Annotated in this window: 14 protein-coding genes; 4 read left to right on the top strand and 10 right to left on the bottom strand. The window is 44.6% G+C overall.

Going from position 1 to position 16,203, the window contains the following annotated elements; all coding sequences use genetic code 11:
• The 7 genes from ACE1OE_RS06020 to ACE1OE_RS05990 form a co-directional block, all read right to left on the bottom strand.
• Complete coding sequence (locus tag ACE1OE_RS06020; protein ID WP_449210451.1) at window positions 1–1,272, bottom strand: CpaF family protein; 1,272 nt, start codon at window positions 1,270–1,272, stop codon at window positions 1–3.
• Window positions 1,269–2,510, bottom strand: coding sequence for an AAA family ATPase (locus ACE1OE_RS06015; protein WP_102470654.1), 1,242 nt, complete (start codon window positions 2,508–2,510; stop codon window positions 1,269–1,271). The genes ACE1OE_RS06020 and ACE1OE_RS06015 overlap by 4 nt, the downstream gene beginning before the upstream one ends.
• Entirely contained in the window at window positions 2,510–2,989 is a 480-nt protein-coding gene (locus ACE1OE_RS06010) for a hypothetical protein (protein ID WP_449210450.1), read from the bottom strand. The genes ACE1OE_RS06015 and ACE1OE_RS06010 overlap by 1 nt, the downstream gene beginning before the upstream one ends.
• Window positions 2,986–4,356, bottom strand: coding sequence for a type II and III secretion system protein family protein (locus ACE1OE_RS06005; RefSeq protein WP_449210449.1), 1,371 nt, complete (start codon window positions 4,354–4,356; stop codon window positions 2,986–2,988). The genes ACE1OE_RS06010 and ACE1OE_RS06005 overlap by 4 nt, the downstream gene beginning before the upstream one ends.
• Window positions 4,356–5,183: a Flp pilus assembly protein CpaB gene (cpaB, locus tag ACE1OE_RS06000; RefSeq protein WP_449210448.1), complete on the bottom strand. Its 828-nt coding sequence runs from the start codon at window positions 5,181–5,183 to the stop codon at window positions 4,356–4,358. The genes ACE1OE_RS06005 and cpaB overlap by 1 nt, the downstream gene beginning before the upstream one ends.
• Before the next feature lie 26 nt (window positions 5,184–5,209).
• On the bottom strand, window positions 5,210–5,644 hold the full coding sequence (locus tag ACE1OE_RS05995; protein WP_449210447.1) for an A24 family peptidase: 435 nt from the start codon (window positions 5,642–5,644) through the stop codon (window positions 5,210–5,212).
• 72 nt (window positions 5,645–5,716) lie between these two features.
• Window positions 5,717–5,938, bottom strand: a complete 222-nt coding sequence (locus ACE1OE_RS05990) for a Flp family type IVb pilin (protein WP_449210446.1) — start codon at window positions 5,936–5,938, stop codon at window positions 5,717–5,719.
• Between the two features lie 483 nt (window positions 5,939–6,421).
• On the opposite strand from ACE1OE_RS05990, the gene ACE1OE_RS05985 reads away from it, so the two are divergent.
• The 3 genes from ACE1OE_RS05985 (at window position 6,422) to ACE1OE_RS05975 (ending at window position 11,552) form a co-directional block, all read left to right on the top strand.
• The gene (locus tag ACE1OE_RS05985) at window positions 6,422–7,312 is read left to right on the top strand and encodes a LysR family transcriptional regulator (RefSeq protein ID WP_449210445.1); all 891 of its coding nucleotides are present in this window, start codon (window positions 6,422–6,424) and stop codon (window positions 7,310–7,312) included.
• A gap of 306 nt (window positions 7,313–7,618) precedes the next feature.
• The gene (gene ggt / locus ACE1OE_RS05980; protein WP_449210491.1) at window positions 7,619–9,334 is read left to right on the top strand and encodes a gamma-glutamyltransferase; all 1,716 of its coding nucleotides are present in this window, start codon (window positions 7,619–7,621) and stop codon (window positions 9,332–9,334) included.
• 193 nt (window positions 9,335–9,527) lie between these two features.
• On the top strand, window positions 9,528–11,552 hold the full coding sequence (locus ACE1OE_RS05975; protein WP_449210444.1) for an alpha-amylase family glycosyl hydrolase: 2,025 nt from the start codon (window positions 9,528–9,530) through the stop codon (window positions 11,550–11,552).
• A 183-nt stretch (window positions 11,553–11,735) separates the two neighbouring features.
• Here ACE1OE_RS05975 and ACE1OE_RS05970 read toward each other — a convergent pair whose 3' ends face one another.
• The 3 genes from ACE1OE_RS05970 to ACE1OE_RS05960 all read right to left on the bottom strand — a co-directional run bounded on the left by ACE1OE_RS05970 (window position 11,736) and on the right by ACE1OE_RS05960 (window position 15,657).
• Window positions 11,736–13,193, bottom strand: coding sequence for a glyceraldehyde-3-phosphate dehydrogenase (locus ACE1OE_RS05970; RefSeq protein ID WP_372060350.1), 1,458 nt, complete (start codon window positions 13,191–13,193; stop codon window positions 11,736–11,738).
• Window positions 13,194–13,543: 350 nt separating this feature from the next.
• Window positions 13,544–14,311, bottom strand: a complete 768-nt coding sequence (locus ACE1OE_RS05965; protein ID WP_449210443.1) for a siderophore-interacting protein — start codon at window positions 14,309–14,311, stop codon at window positions 13,544–13,546.
• Window positions 14,312–14,508: 197 nt separating this feature from the next.
• The gene (locus ACE1OE_RS05960; RefSeq protein WP_372060352.1) at window positions 14,509–15,657 is read right to left on the bottom strand and encodes an arginase family protein; all 1,149 of its coding nucleotides are present in this window, start codon (window positions 15,655–15,657) and stop codon (window positions 14,509–14,511) included.
• A 231-nt stretch (window positions 15,658–15,888) separates the two neighbouring features.
• On the opposite strand from ACE1OE_RS05960, the gene ACE1OE_RS05955 reads away from it, so the two are divergent.
• Window positions 15,889–16,110 (top strand): hypothetical protein, encoded by a 222-nt coding sequence (locus ACE1OE_RS05955; protein ID WP_102470642.1) that lies wholly within the window; start codon window positions 15,889–15,891, stop codon window positions 16,108–16,110.
• Window positions 16,111–16,203: the final 93 nt, after the last annotated feature.

The following is a 16,203-nucleotide window of genomic DNA, read 5'->3' as shown; positions in this document are numbered from 1 at the left end:
CTACGCCCCTCTAAATGACGCCATCAGATCGTCGTACAAACCAAAGAACTGCGCTTTTTTTACGAGCTCTGAACGCTGCATGATGCCGTTCGTCACATAGTCACCTTGCACGGTTTCACTGAAAGTGGTGTCGTCAGATTGGAAGCGATAGATTTCTTCCATCACAACACTTTCGCCTTCCAGTCCTACTATCTCCGCAATACTTGTGATCTTCCTTGTACCGTCTCGCATTCTATTCACTTGCACGATCAGCTGAACCGCGCTGACAATCGTGCGGCGAATAGCATCCAGTGGCTGGTTGAGATTGGCCATCATCACCATGGACTCGACACGAGCAATCGCGTCTCTCGGTGTATTGGCGTGCAATGTCGACATAGAGCCGTCATGGCCGGTGTTCATCGCTTGAAGCATCTCGAATGCCTCTGAGCCACGACACTCCCCTAAAATAATGCGATCGGGGCGCATACGCAGCGCATTGATCACCAAATCACGCTGTGACACTGCGCCCGTTTGTTCAATACTCGAGGTACGCGTCTCTAGCCTCACCAAGTTAGGTTGTTGTAAGCGCAGTTCGGCAGCATCTTCAATGGTAATGACTCGTTCATCATCGGCAATGTAATTCGACAAGGCGTTCAATAAGGTCGTTTTACCAGAGCCTGTACCACCAGAAATCAGAATATTCATACGGCAACGCGACGCAATCATGAGCACACGCGCCATATCCATAGACATCGACCCAAACCCAATTAAGTCTTCAAAGCCAATATTTTGCTCGCGAAACTTACGAATGGAGATCGAGGTGCCATCAAGGGCAATCGGTGGGATAACAATATTAACACGACTGCCATCTTCAAGCCGCGCATCTACCGTGGGTGACAATTCGTCAACGCGTCGACCGACACGTGATGCAATGCGTTTGGCAATCGAAAGTAGTAACTCCTCATTGACAAACGTCACCTCAGATTGATGCACCTTACCATGACGCTCAAAAAAGATATGGTTAGGACCGTTAACCATGATATCGGTAATTGATTGGTCTTCAATCAACGGCTGTAACGGGCCCAAGCCAAATAGCTCGTCGATTAAGCTTTTTACTAGACCCGATTTCATCACCGATGTGATCGGTCGTTGATAGTTGGATGCAAGCAGGTCAACCGCACTTTGAATCTGCGATTCGATATCTCTGCGGCTCATTTTTTGCACCGCCTCGGCATCCAGCGCTTCAAATATCTGGCTACGAAACGCTAAATACAGCTCTTTGTTCGAACTCATTTCTTACTCGCTCGCTTAAACCACTGTGTTAACCCTTTGGTCTCAACAGGTTGGCCATTGATCAGTTTCATGAGGGAGTCCATCGCACGGCTGATATTCCGATCATGCTTATGAGCTCTTTTACCATCGATGATGATGTGTGAGAGATTTTTGCAATAACCAATCTCGAGATTGATATCTGCCCCAACGTATTTTTTGAGGTCAGCCGATTGCAACACGAACGCGCCATCTGGCCGGTGATAGTTCGCCACTGTAATTACACGCGTGCGTTTTGACAACGCCAACTGAAGGTTTTCAATTCGCTCATATAAGCGTTTGGCGTTACGTACCGCTGAAACCGAGGCGTCGAACACAATCACCACCACATCGAAGTTGTCAACCAGCAATTGCGCCTCGACTTTAAAGTCAACGCTGCCAGAAAAGTCTTCAACAATAAAATTGGTATTTCGAGCGAGAAGCTCGCACAGCGTTTGATTGTAATTAAGAATATCGTTCTGAGTCATGTTGCCATCAATCGATAACAAACGAAGATTTTTGCGAGCAGAATGAAGGTAGCTCAATGCCCCTTCTTCATCCATTTCATGCAATGGCGCGGTAAATTCATCGATCGCCTTAGGCTTAAAATCTTTAAGCCCCATCAACACGTCGATGTTGCTGTCAGTATACTGGTGATCCACTAAAATCGTGTCGGTACCTTGAGTCGATAACAAGGAGCTCAACTCGGTAGCAATAAAAGAAGTACCCGTACCGCCCTTCGCACCGACGATCGCCACTCGTTTTGCCTTTCGCTGCTGACTCACGCCAGAGAAGGTTTTCAGGTTCTTGTTTACATGGGTTAAGAAGTCCGCAAACTCTTGTTTATTCACCGGCCAAAACACGTAGTAAAAGCCCATTTCTTTCAACGAACGTAGCGTCGATATTGCGTCTTCCTTACCAATAACAACCACACCCTTGTGAGTCGGAAGCTTACTAGCAAACGCCTTAGCATCTTCAACCACATTCGATGACTCATTGAGTTCCAGTAACACAATATGGCTGTTTTGTTGTTCAGAAAACTTACCGACGCCTTGAGATGCTTTCATGCAAGTCGGATCGTTCCAACCCTCAAAGCGAAATACCTCGCTAACGAGGTCAAGACATTCTTGCGATTGATAGATTAGCGTACAACCCGACACCCCTTTAGCCACTTTAGGGGCGGCTTTGCTCTTGGTACTCAGGGCTTTTGAAAGATCAAACATTAATTACCTCCCAATAAGCGCGATTTGTTAGCCACTTGCTTTAGCCTTGCCGATTCAGAAAAACAATTGGTCTGAGAATGTTCAAACCCTATTTGTGCAGCATGGCACTCTTCCGTTTGAAGTGCATAAAAGGTGACCTGCAATTTCAAATCACTGAGTAATTTGGTATTTTGGGCTAACGTCACCTTGTGTTTTTTTACTTTTAGTGCGGGATAGTCATCGATGATGCTGTCTATCAACACTTTACCCGCATTGTTTCGATACTCGATGCTATACAATGCGCCGGTATCTTCACCTTCAACCGCACTAAACAACGCGTTCAATCTTTGCTGGGCTTGTTTTTCATCCTGGATGGACATCTCGACGGTGTGACGCTGCTGGTAAACTAATGCTTCCAGGCCATTGCCACCAAAGTATCGCTCTGAGGCACAGCCCGACAGAATTAACATTACGCTAAGGATCAAGATTCTGAATGTCATTGGATAAACCCTCCTTGGGAAAGCAAGCGAATGGTTGCGTCAGAAGGCGTTGCGTAATCGTGGTCTGATTCAATATTGAGCCAACGCAAGAGCGTTGAGGTTTTTCTCATTGTAGGGAGTTGAATGTCGGTCGGTTTTATCGGCTGTACTAGGTTCACCGTTGCGACAATGATGAGCTCGGTTCGTTTTCTTTCCGTCACCGATTTTCTAAATGCCGCGCCAATAACGGGAATATCGCCAACCAAGGGAATTTGTTGCATCTCTTCAAAGTCTGCACTGCTCATTAAGCCGCCCAACACAAAGCTGTCGCCATCGGCCAATTCGATTGTTGTCATGGCGCGGCGAGACGTCAGTTGAGGCACTTCAATACCCGCAGCTTGCACGTACTTTTCAACCTCGCTGACTTCTGGAAAAAGCTGCATTCGAATCTTATCTTCGCTCAACACCTTAGCGGTAAGGTCAAGTCGGATACCATATTCTTTAAACGTGATATTCGTGCTGCCGGTATTAGTGACAACGACGGGAACTTCCCCTCCGACTAAAAAACTGGCCGATTCACCAGACAAAACCGTTAGGTTTGGTTCAGCCAGCACTTGAGCAATATCTTCATTCCCTAACGCATTGATCACGGTTGCTAGGTTGGCCGCCTCAAATTGATTGAAGACAAACTCACCAACATCGGCGCCAAGCGATCCCCAGTCGACGCCAATCGTCTCACCAAATGATTCAGTGACTTGTGCGACAGAAATTTTGACGTTCACTTGCTGGACCGTTGCCACTTCTAACCGTTCAACAATCCCTTCCCACGTCATGTTTCTGGCAAACACCATGCTTTCAGGTTCTTCGATCTTAATATTATCTGAGGTGAATTCTAATTTTTCCGCTTTGTCCCATCGTTCTGTTTTTTCACGACCCAATAACGTAGCCACTAAACGATAAACCTCATCTCGCTCGTGCTCAGTATTAACAACACCACTGACTGCAACTTTTTCGCCAATAGATTCAAGTTTGATGTCAGAATCAGGGAAATGAAACTTTACTTGCCGGCGCAATTGAGAGAGGTCTAAATCAACAATAATTCTGTCTGATAGCAGTACATCTTCTTGCATGCCGTAAACGATCAGACGAGATTGCCCCATGCCATTGGCGAACACCACCAATGTAGTTTCGTTGATAACCTTGTAATCAGCGACTTCTGGGTTACTGATGAACACCTTTCCGATCGGGACTGGAAGTTGAATATGACGGCCATCATTGATGGTGATATACCGATCTGCGGCATAAGCGTGTTGAGCACAAGATAAGCTTACAAACAAAAGAAATGCACAGCGTATCGCTAAACACTTATTCATACCATGTCGCAACATTACATCGCTCCTCTTAGGTTACCGTCGTTACCTCTAAACTCTTCAACACCGATATAATTATCGATAACATTGCGCACTTCGGCGTAATCAGGTTTTTGGTAATGTTGACTGCGGTATACTTCAATATGCATGGTTCGTTGTGCAAGTGCGAGTCTCGCTAAATCATCAGGATGAACCTCAATAATGATGGTGGTGAGTCCTTTTTGGTTATTTGGCGTTCGAGTGGAAATCACATCACTGTTCTCTCCATCATCTCCTACATTCAGCACCTTTATGTGCTTTAGAAACATCGAAGCCTTTACGCCAGCAAAATGCTTTGGGCGCTCGGCATTTTCGGCTAAATTGGTATTTGGAGAGCTCACCGTTAACACATCGATAAATGAACCAGGGCGGATATAGTCTTTTACAATGTTTCGATCGTTCACTTGTAGGGGATAAAGCGTCATCCCTTCTGTAATCAATAAATCGATATAACCAGGTTGCGAGCGCTTAGTTTGATATTCCGCCATTACCACGGCCCCTTGGTTAATCGCGATGTTAGTCAAGGTACTGGGATTGAAATCGACTTTTGAATCTTCTTTAAGACCTAATGTTAAAGCTTGGCTAAGAGGCAATTGAGTTTTTTTAACGTTCTCTACAGCAATCGGCGTTCCTTTATCAATAAAGGTCAATGCTTTCCAAACCGTTATGTAGCGCTCTTCCTTCACTTCCTGTGCTGGTTCTGTGTTGTTTACTTGCTTCGGCTGCTGGTTAACCAAGTCAATGAGGCCGACAACTCCAATTACAAGAGCGACTACAGCAATAAGTAATACGATTTTTGAGCGCATGATAATGTCGTCACTGCCACTTGAGATTATTGAAACTGGGAGGTAAGGATAGTTAAGTAAAAACCGACACTTATCGCTAACCCATAAGGAAGTGTTATTTCTTTCAAACTGCCGTTACAAAACAAAACATGCTTGGCATAATAAAAACAAACTAATACCCCGCCACTGTATCCTGTGATGATGAGAGCTTGTGGTAAAAATGACCATGGAAAAGCTAATGATAGTACTGCGGCGTATTTGATATCACCAGCACCAATCCAACCACACGCAAAACCGACAAGTCCGACAATTAACACCGTCAACGTCGCATCATAGTGAATATTACCTAAACCTATAAAGTAAACCTGGAACAGTGAAAGAATGAGCAGCAATTTATTACTGATAGTTCGCGTTTTCACATCATAAAAAGAAACCAAACAACAGAATAACAGTAACAATAGTAAATAGGTCAAAAAAACCACACTTCTAATTGGCTTTACCCCGAGCCTTTGTAACTAAGAAATCGGGGCATTTTTCTGGAATCAACTGTAGTATTAACTTCCACTTGTACCATTGCTAATTGCAAGGGCGATTTTTTCAAAAGCATCCTCTAAGTTACCAATTAGCGACCCTGTGCCAGTAGCACTAAAAACAGCCCCAAGTAAAACTGCCATTGCCACAGCAATCAAACCATATTCAATCGCCGTAACACCGCGCTCGTCATTTTTAAAATCAGTCATCAAAGTTGATGCTTTTACATATAGTTGAGTAAACATATCTTTCCCTTTTATAAATAATTCCCCAATGCCCAACTATTCTAAATCCGTAACTGACATGTATAAAAATAGAAGCCATCTAAAAAATCGATAGCTTTATGTCATAAGCGCGTCAATTTTCACTTACAAATAACCGCTCTACATAATTTAACAAGATAAAACATGTAGTTACATTTTAAAACATCCAGAATCTCAACCATATGAGCTGCTATGCACTAAGCCATAAAGTGTGGCACGGATCTCAAAAATAAAACAAAACGTCATACTATCTAAAATGAAAATATTCGCCCGAAACGTGATGAAGTCGCATATAGAGCAATAAATCTAACTCTAATTTATAAATTGCACAGACTTTATACGTTATACCTCGTTCATATTCTGCCTCGCCTTGTCAAAATATAGTTAAGACGGTATCGTATTGTTCATAATTATAAGTAAAACTATTAATAAAATTTAGATTAAAAAAACATCGGGGAACTATTCATGAAGCTTCAATTTGAAAACATCGTTTCATTCGTAGCGGTCGTTAACGAAGGTTCTTTTAGTTCTGCTGCCAGAAAATTGGGGAAATCTCAATCAACCGTCAGTACTGCCGTACAAAACTTAGAATCAGACCTAGGGTTTGAACTGTTTAACCGACAACATGCAAAAATATCATTGACCCATAAAGGTAAGCGGCTATTTCATCTTTCCAGTCCTGTCATTGGAAAATATAAAGAATTGGTGACAGCCGCCAAGCAAATGAACATTTCTGAACAGATTGTCTATCGTGTCGGTATTGATCCTCTCATTTTTAATGACAAGGCCAAGCAGGCACTTTTAGATTTTTCAGAAGCGTTCCCTAATGTCGACCTCCATGTGGTGACAAAGCCCAGCACTATTCTTGGTAATTACCTCAATGAAGGTAAGATCGACTTGGCATTAGGTAACCCCTATCACAAAACGAATAATGACTTTAATATCGAAGAGCTATACCAGGCTAATTGTTGGTGGGTGAGCCATAAAGATGTGCCACTAGATGATAAGAATACGCCTGTGCGTGTTTTATTGATGGACGGTGCCGATGAATTACTGAATTTTTCATCGATTGTTTCACACAACCTATGGCGCTTAGACGATTTAGCAACCATCGTTGACTTATGCCTTGCCAAAAAAGGCATCGCGTTTCTTCCAGAGCATGTTCTAAACGAATCAAATCGCAACAAAGGGCTGCGTGTCATCAGCGATCATCCAGATTTTTGTGGTAAAAAGGTCGTGGCTTCACTCTATTGGCCTGTGCACTCCGATTTTGATCTGTTTAACAACTGGATTCAAAGCCAACTGAAGCGCAGAGCGACAACGCCTCGCGAGTTTGTTGCTGACCTTACGCAATAATCATCATATGAAGCACTCATTGGTGCCGTACCTATGTACCTACGAGTGCTGATTAGCTGAGTTTCAACGTTAACGCGTGCAGTAAACCGACTATTAAAGCGTCATTCCAACGTTAGCCTTCCTTCTTTAATTTGGCACTACCTCTCACTATTCAATACTCTGCTCTCAAATCGAGGGGTTTCTTTTGGCGACGCATTGCCAACTCTTGGCTTGTCACCGACACTTAACCACCTCCCCTTTTTAGTCACTCAACAAGGATCGTTCATGGCACGTTACTTTCCCTTAAAACCTCTATTACCATTGCTAATGATAGCGATGACAAACTCAGCCATCGCTTCGCAGCAAGCAACCGATGCATTTGCGCCCGAGCCCACCACTCACGTAGAAAGCAAATCTATTGTTAGTGCGACAGATTGGATGGTCACTGCCGCGAACCCGACGGCGACGAAAGCGGGTTCCGATGTTCTTGCTCTAGGCGGCAATGCCATTGATGCAATGGTGGCGATTCAGCTTACACTCGGTCTTGTAGAGCCTCAATCAAGTGGTATCGGCGGCGGATCGTTCCTTGTGTATTGGGATGCGAAGACCAATAAAATGACTACTTTTGATGGCCGAGAAACCGCACCACAAAAAGCAACGGGCGACCTTTTCATCGATGCAAACGGCAAACCGATGAAGTTTTATGATGCTGTTGTTGGCGGACGCTCTGTGGGTACGCCAGGTACAGTAAAATTACTTTGGGATACCCACCAAAAATACGGCAAACTAAGTTGGGCATCGTTAATTCAACCAACGGTTACACTCGCAAAAAACGGTTTTCCAATCAGTGAACGACTGGCTTCGCTTATTGAACGAGACAAAGAATTCGTTTCGCGCCACCCAGATACACGCCAGTATTTATTGGACAGTAACGGCAATGCAAAAACACAAGGCACGATTCTTAAGAACCCAGAGTATGCGAATACACTCACCTTAATCGCAGACAAAGGCGCGGATGGCTTCTACAAAGGCGCGGTGGCCCAATCGATTGTCGATGCCGTCAACAATGTCAAAAGAAACCCTGGTCTCCTCAGCCAGCAAGACCTGACGAATTACGCCGTCGTAGAGCGAACGCCTGTTTGTGCTCCGTATAAGCAATACGATATCTGTGGCATGGGACCGCCAAGCAGCGGAGCGCTTACGATTGGTCAAATCTTAATGACCGTTGAGCCATTCAACCTAGAAAAAACCGGGGCTAATAATCCAATAAGTTGGCAAATCCTCGCCGATGCTTCGCGTCTCGCGTTTGCAGACAGAGGCATGTACATGGCAGACAGTGATTTCTATGATGTCCCCTCCGATGCGCTCCTTAATAAGGAGTACATCTCGACAAGAAGCGCCCTCATCACTCCGGACAAAGCATTACAAAGCGCACCCGCTGGAACACCGACTAAAGACCTTGCTCGCGTTTCAAAAGACCAATCTATTGAGTTACCTTCAACCACCCATTTCAACGTAATTGATGCTGAAGGCAACGTTGTTTCTATGACATCTTCGGTTGAAAACCTATTTGGCTCACGCGTGATGGCGTCAGGTTTTCTGCTAAACAATGAGCTCACTGACTTTTCTTTTGTGGCCGAAAAAGACGGTAAACCCATCGCTAACCGCATAGAACCAGGGAAACGACCACGCTCATCAATGTCACCAACCATAGTGATGAAAGACGACAAGCCATATATGGCAATCGGTTCGCCTGGCGGTAGCCGCATTATCGGCTATGTGGCGCAAAGCATTATCGCGCATATTGACTGGGGAATGGATATCCAACAAGCGATCAACCAACCTAAAATGATCAACCGCTTTGGTGAGATGGATCTAGAAAGTGGCACGCCACTCACCCAGTTTTCTCAGTCATTCGAGAAAATGGGCTATAAGGTCAAAGCCCGAGATCTTAACTCCGGTTTACACGCGATTCGAGTGACCGAAGAAGGGCTAGAAGGCGCAGCCGACCCAAGACGGGAAGGTATTGCCATCGGAAATTAATTTTATTTTTTGCTCGTAAAGACACAAAACACGACGCCTATCACGCTAAATCTCCATGCACTAGAACCAAGCGTGATAAGGCTCTCTCAGCCTTATTCCTCCTCCCTATCTCCTCTTAGTATGGTGGATTTTTCTTCACCTCATTTCGTTCATCATTCATGTTGCCCTACTATAAAAACGAAAAGGACATCACGTGAAACCGATAAAAACGGCACTCTATCTATCCATCACTTCTGCTTTAATTTTTGGTTGTGCTTCAGAGTCGACGACCCCCTCTGATCAAACGAAACCGACATTTTATAGCTGTGATGCTTCAAATATTTCAGCCGCCAACGACCTTCGAATCTATCAAGTCATGGTCGAAAGCTTCGTCAATGGCGACGACAGTATTGGTCATGGCACCGGTTACGGTACTAGTCACCATATGGGTGACATACAGGGGATCATCGATTCACTCGACTATGTCCAATCCCTAGGCATGAACGGTCTCTGGCTGACCCCTATTTTTAATTCCCAACCTATTAGTGGCCAAGATCATTGGGCGGATAGGCTGGATGCCACCGGTTATTTCGCAACTAACTATTTTGAGATTGACCCACGATTTGGCACATTGGAAGACGCGAAGCGTTTAGTGGACGAAGCACACGCTCGCGGCATGTATGTATTCTTTGATGGCGTATTTGGTCATCACAAAAGTAATGTAGTCCCTTCACCATCTGGGCTTACCCCTGTGGGAAGTGACAACCCAGTTAGCTACCCAGAAAGCCTTCCCTTCTACAAAGAAGTGGCCGAATATTGGATTAAGGAACTAAAAATTGATGGTTGGCGTCTTGATCAAGCCTACCAAGTTCCTACTGATGCATGGCAAGAAATCCGTAAGGCCGTCGATGAGGCATCAAATTCCGTGACGTATGCCGACAAAGACGGCAAGCAAGTCAACCCATTGGGTTATATGGTGGCAGAGATTTGGTCTGGCGAGAATAAGATCATTGAAACCGGTTACGGAACGGATAGTGCACCTGCGCTTTGTTCAGCCTTTGATTTTCCTGTTCGCTATCGCTTGGTCGAAACATTTGCCGTCAATGAGTCGGGTGTTGGTGGCAAAGGTGGAGAGTGGCTGGCAGAAGGAATGAGCCTTCATTCACTCTACCCAGATCACGCCAAACCTAACCTGATGCTTGGCAATCATGACCTTGTGCGCTTTGGCGATCTGATACAACGTGGAAATCTAGCGGATCCAGAAGACAACGAATATTGGCAGCGATACAAGGCGGTTTTATCGTTTCAAGCCGCCTATACTGGACCAATTACCGCCTACTATGGCGATGAAATTGGTGATGAGCTAGAAGGGTTTGCCAGCCGTATTGAAAATGACTGTGCGATTATCGGTAAATGTGATGACCATGTGGCTCGCACCAGCGGTGTCGTCGAGGGTGTCAACGCCACTCTTGATCCAAAACAAGCTGACCTTAAAACATACTTCACGGAATTAATGACGCTTCGTGAACAACATCCTGCTCTGGCCAGAGGTGCGAGAACTAACATCATCGCCAATGCCACCACCTATGCGGATGTAAAACAATATGAGGGGAATGCGATTCTTTACGTCCTTAACGTATCGGATAATACCCAACAGATCTCAATAGCGAATGAAACACTCGCTTCCAACACCACGCTAACGGACCTACAATCCAACGAGCGTATTAGCCTCACGTCTGGTCATTACTCGATTGATCTTGCCCCCTTCCAAGGCCGATTCTTGAATATTGATCAACCTAGCGGCGCGGCACCCATAGCACTCGTTGCGGCGGCCTCACAAGCTACGGGAGACTCATTTATGAGCGCTTGTGATAACCCAACGGTATCTGAGTCTGGCCCAATCAATGAATCATTGTATGTGGTCGGCGATTTTACCGATTCCAATTGGAAACATTCTTCATCTCGGGCATTTGAATACAAAGGAGACGGCGTGTATCAAGTCGTCGTCTCAGAAAAGCCCGGAAGTTATCGAATGCAATATGCGACTAAAGATTGGAAGCCACAATTTACCGCTGAAGGGTTAAGCCTTAAATTAGGACAAGAAAACACCCTGAAATTTGGCGGCTACGGCAAAGACACGGCGGTGACAATTTTAGAAGAAGGACGCTATGTTTGGAGTCTGAAATTTGATGATGCTGGCACACCGCTCAATATACTAGCGGCAAAATGCGCCCAATAAATAGCCGTATAATCGGCTGCATAAGTATCGATAATCGCTGTATCGACAAATCAAGAAGCAGCAATTCAATCAACAACAACTCAAGCATAGAAAGTAAAAATTAATCCAGTGACAATAAAAACGGCCACCTGTTCGGTGGCCGTTTTTCATAATGGTTCTAATTATCCAATCTATAGCTAGAGATTATGCCAAAGCTGGATATGTTTTAAACTTCACGCCCATCATTTGTTCCATACAATGCACCACTTGGCAGCTATAACCAAATTCATTGTCGTACCAAATATACAATACACATCGGTTGTCTTGTGCAATGGTTGCTTGGCCATCAATGATCCCAGGGTGACGCGCCCCCACCAAATCAGTTGAGACCACCTCTGTAGAATCCGTGTAATCAATTTGAGCAGCCAATGAACTGGTAAGCGATATTTCACGCAAATACGCATTGAGCTCATCTTTAGAAACTGACGATTCAAGGTTGAGGTTCGCGACCGCCATCGAGACATTAGGGGTAGGAACACGAATAGCGTTGCCGCTCAATTTTCCTTCTAATTCTGGCAAGGCTTTAGATACGGCTTTTGCTGCACCCGTTGATGTTAAGACCATATTCAGCGATGCAGAACGGCCACGACGATCACCACTGTGATAGTTATCAATCAGATTCTGATCGTTAGTATAGGAATGCACAGTTTCAATGTGTCCAGACACGATGCCGTACTTATCATTGACCGCCTTCAGCGTCGGAGTGATGGCATTGGTGGTGCAACTTGCCGCAGAGACAATCGTGTCGCTATCTTGAATAACATCATGGTTAACACCAAATACAACATTCTTGATATCGCCTTTACCTGGAGCGGTAAGCAGCACGCGCTGCGCCCCTTGGCAAGCGACATGTTGACCCAAACCTTCGGCATCACGCCACACACCCGTGTTATCAACAACAAGTGCGTTATTGATGCCATAAGCGGTGTAGTCTACATCTGACGGGGAGTTGGCATAGATAACTTGGATATAGTTGCCATTGACAATCAGCGCTTTGCTTTCCTCATCAACAACAATGCTGCCGTTGAACTGGCCATGTACTGAATCACGACGCAACAAGCTCGCTCGCTTTTGAAGATCGCCCTGCTTACCACCACGTACGACAACAGCACGTAAACGTAACGGATAACCAGGCCCACTTTTCTCAACCAGAATACGAGTGAGCAAACGACCAATACGTCCAAAACCATACAACACAACATCTTTCGTTTCTCGAGTGCTATCGCTATTGATGCTTTCGACGAGTGACGTCATCAAGAAATCTGCAATGCTTTTGCCATCATTATGCGTAGACCAATATTGCTGAGCAATCTGACCCACATCGATACAACAAGGTGACAAATCCAGCTCAATCAATTTTTCTATAATGGGGGCAGTTTGAGCAACGTTGACGGATTGGCTGGAATAATGGCGAGAAACACGGTGGGTTTTAATAATATCAATGGTCGTGGCGTTGACGAGCGTTTTACCAAATAACAGGATTTCGACGCCCTTTTCCCTGTAGAGCCGACCTAAAATAGGCAGAATCGACTCGACGAGTGTTTGGTTAAGTTGCCATTGATTTTGATGAATTTCCGATTGCGAGATAGTGCTATTACTCATAGTACCTGGGGGACCTCTATCAGTTATAGGCGCCTCTCAATTGCATGTAGGGTACAAGAGGCAAGGCGCGTGTTTGGGGATGTAATTATGTTGTTATTTTTCTGTGCGGGAGTGTAACAAGCAGAGACTTAATCTGCTAGGAAAAATAAAGAAGGATATAAACTATGTGTTTTGTGATTCAAGTAGAATTTATGATGGGGCATTACCGAGAGTCATGCCAATAAGGAAGTGAAAATCATTGGCTTATTTTTCATGATTAATCAAATAAGCCAATACTATCACCAGCAACACTAGCCAAATTTATCAGTAACGGTTAGGAGTCAAGCACCGAGTGGGTTAAAACCCTCTCACTAGCCTTCAAACGCATCATGGTCTTGTTTTTTAATAGCCTTATGTCCATCTTCTGCCACCCCACTTTTCCAATAGCTACTGATATAGATATCTTCTTTAGGAATGGCTTTTTCGTTACGGAAATATTGTCTAAGTGCTTTCATTTCATCAAATTCACAAGCGCACCATACAAAAGGTTCGCCGGATAACCACGGTAATGACTGCGCCGTTTGCGCGACAGACTCTAGTGTCCAAACCACTTCAATCCCTTCTGGAACGTTCAGTGTTTGTTTATCTTCTAAGCCAATGAGCTGAATGACAGCGTATCCTCTTGCCTCTTGGGGAAGTGTTGCAAGCTTGGTGGATAGCGCAGGCAACGATGTCATATCTGCGGTCAAGAAAAACCAATCTTTTTCGGTATTAATATTCTGTATCGTACCAGGCCCGACAATACTAATCGTATCCCCTACTTTCGCAGAGATCGCCCAACGGGCGCCGAAACCACATAATTTGTCTTCCGTTATATGAGTAACAAAATCAACCTCGATGACGCCTTGCTCCACATCAAGCGATCGAATGGTGTATGTTCTCATCTTTGGGCGGCTGTCTTCTGATAGTCCAGTAAGATCCGTGCCACCATCTTGATTAAACAAAAACTTAATATAACCACCGACACTATCAAGCTCGAGTGACTTCAATGCCTCTGCCTGAAAGGTCAAGCGACGCATATTAGGGGTAAGCAAACGAGTTTGAATCACGGAAAGGGTTTTGGGCGTAGGCTTTTTCATAAACTATTCACTAATGATTATTGTTATCATTAAGTTTATCACACCCTCGTGCGTTGTCTTTATTATTTACCGTGCTTTACACAGATAAGTGTACTCTGAGAGAGTAGAATGACGAAAGCAAAACGCGTTACGCTGTTTATTTCCGGGATCAAAAAAGGTTCGACATGTCGAACCTTTTTTTCGTATTAGCTCACTGTCTACAAAGTGACAGAGCCAAAGGCCAGTGGCCATTCTGTGTGGCGGTCTTCACCGTTCTCGTCGCGCTTAATCTCAGCTAACCAGCAGAAAAGCTCCCATCCAAAGCCAGCAGCAATGATGCCATCTTTATCGGTTGGGTCAGTATCTGGCGTGTATTCAGCAATATCAGCACCCACTAAACGTACTTTACCTGATGCCTTCACCTTACGTAAGATTTCATAGACCTGCAGGTGGCTCAAGCCAAATGGATCTGGGCTTGAGTTAGCACGACAGAACGCAGTATCTAGCGCATCTAAGTCAAAGGTTAGATAAACCGGACCACCATCACCACAGCGATCAATGATGCTTTCTACCATCGCATCAACGCCAAGGTCATACACTTCATTAGACGTAAAACCGGTGGTACCAAATGCAATATGGTTGCCTTTTACCAACGCTGTTTGGCGGCCACGCATACCAATTTGTACCGTACGCTCTGGATCCGCTAAGCCTTCAGAATACAGCTTCGCTAACCAGTGGCCTGATGTATACGGATAATCAAAATCAGCACGAGTAGACAGATCGTAATGGCCGTCAAAGTGAATAACACGCAACGGACCATACTTTTCACCTAGGGCACGCATCGTAGGATAAGGGATGGTGTGATCGCCACCAAATACAAGCGGTGTACAGTTCTTCTCGACAACCATATGGTGAAGAAGCTCGGTCAACTGTTCAACTTCGGCTTTTAGCTCGAATTGGCCTAAGCTATCCCAGTTACCGTAATCGACAACACGACACCATTCAAACGGAAGCTCACCATTGTCTCCAACCGTACCCATGCCCATTTTACTAAGATGACGTAAGCGTTGAGGCGCGAACTTGTGAGATGAACCTGTTGGTGAACATTTTTCAATGCCCATTCCATAAATGACGAGATCCGCATTATCAAGATCTTGAGAGAATGGCGCTTGATAAAAACCGAGGTAGTCTTTATTGATGAAACTTAGCTGCTCAATGCCCTTGCCGCCGCCCTGCTGTTTTACTCGAGCAAGGTAGGCCGCTATTTTAGGGTCTAAATTATCTGCGGCTGATACATTTTCCCAGATGTATTTATACTTTGCGACTTTTTCTGGGTCTATTGCTGGCCATTTTTTGAAGTTTGACATTGATGTATCTCCGATCAAAACAAGGGAACTTGTTAAAAACTACGTAAGACAATAATCTGTAATCCTTAACATTGGCAGTAACATACTGGATGTAACTTATACTTTCTTATGACTCATATTGATCGCATTACCACTAATGGATGACTTTCTCAACAAAACATTGTTCATTATTTGACCGACTTCTAATTAGCTCCTATGGTTTGGTAACGCCCACGATCAAGGAGGTTAATGATGAAAAAAATGAGCAAATCGTACCGTATGCAAGTCATTAAAGAAGTCGCCGAAAGAAAAGTACGAGAGCAATGCAATGACCCAATGGCTAGATACATCAACGAATTGATCGACCAACACCCGCATCGAGACAATGTTGTTGAATTCAAACAAGAGTTTACTGGTAGTTATTTCGACGAAAACGCAGGAGGTTGGGTAAGTAAAACTTGGCGAAGTAAATAGGGTCGCTAATGATATCAACGTTCTTATAGTGCTTACTTGAGTAATATTATGGGGAACTAGGCTTATAGCATGACACGCTCCTAGCTTGATATG

It is taken from the genome of Vibrio sp. E150_011 (genome assembly GCF_053544015.1).
This window is presented reverse-complemented; position numbering and strand designations above follow the sequence as displayed.

Bases quoted from the DNA above. Each gene is read 5' to 3' on its own strand.
- ggt (WP_449210491.1), top strand. From the start codon at position 7,619: ATGATAGCGATGACAAACTCAGCCATCGCTTCGCAGCAAGCAACCGAT.
- cpaB (WP_449210448.1), bottom strand. From the start codon at position 5,183: ATGCGCTCAAAAATCGTATTACTTATTGCTGTAGTCGCTCTTGTAATT.
- ACE1OE_RS06015 (WP_102470654.1), bottom strand. From the start codon at position 2,510: ATGTTTGATCTTTCAAAAGCCCTGAGTACCAAGAGCAAAGCCGCCCCT.
- ACE1OE_RS06005 (WP_449210449.1), bottom strand. From the start codon at position 4,356: ATGTTGCGACATGGTATGAATAAGTGTTTAGCGATACGCTGTGCATTT.
- ACE1OE_RS05955 (WP_102470642.1), top strand. From the start codon at position 15,889: ATGAAAAAAATGAGCAAATCGTACCGTATGCAAGTCATTAAAGAAGTC.
- ACE1OE_RS05965 (WP_449210443.1), bottom strand. From the start codon at position 14,311: ATGAAAAAGCCTACGCCCAAAACCCTTTCCGTGATTCAAACTCGTTTG.
- ACE1OE_RS06010 (WP_449210450.1), bottom strand. From the start codon at position 2,989: ATGACATTCAGAATCTTGATCCTTAGCGTAATGTTAATTCTGTCGGGC.
- ACE1OE_RS05990 (WP_449210446.1), bottom strand. From the start codon at position 5,938: ATGTTTACTCAACTATATGTAAAAGCATCAACTTTGATGACTGATTTT.
- ACE1OE_RS05960 (WP_372060352.1), bottom strand. From the start codon at position 15,657: ATGTCAAACTTCAAAAAATGGCCAGCAATAGACCCAGAAAAAGTCGCA.
- ACE1OE_RS05985 (WP_449210445.1), top strand. From the start codon at position 6,422: ATGAAGCTTCAATTTGAAAACATCGTTTCATTCGTAGCGGTCGTTAAC.
- ACE1OE_RS06020 (WP_449210451.1), bottom strand. From the start codon at position 1,272: ATGAGTTCGAACAAAGAGCTGTATTTAGCGTTTCGTAGCCAGATATTT.
- ACE1OE_RS05970 (WP_372060350.1), bottom strand. From the start codon at position 13,193: ATGAGTAATAGCACTATCTCGCAATCGGAAATTCATCAAAATCAATGG.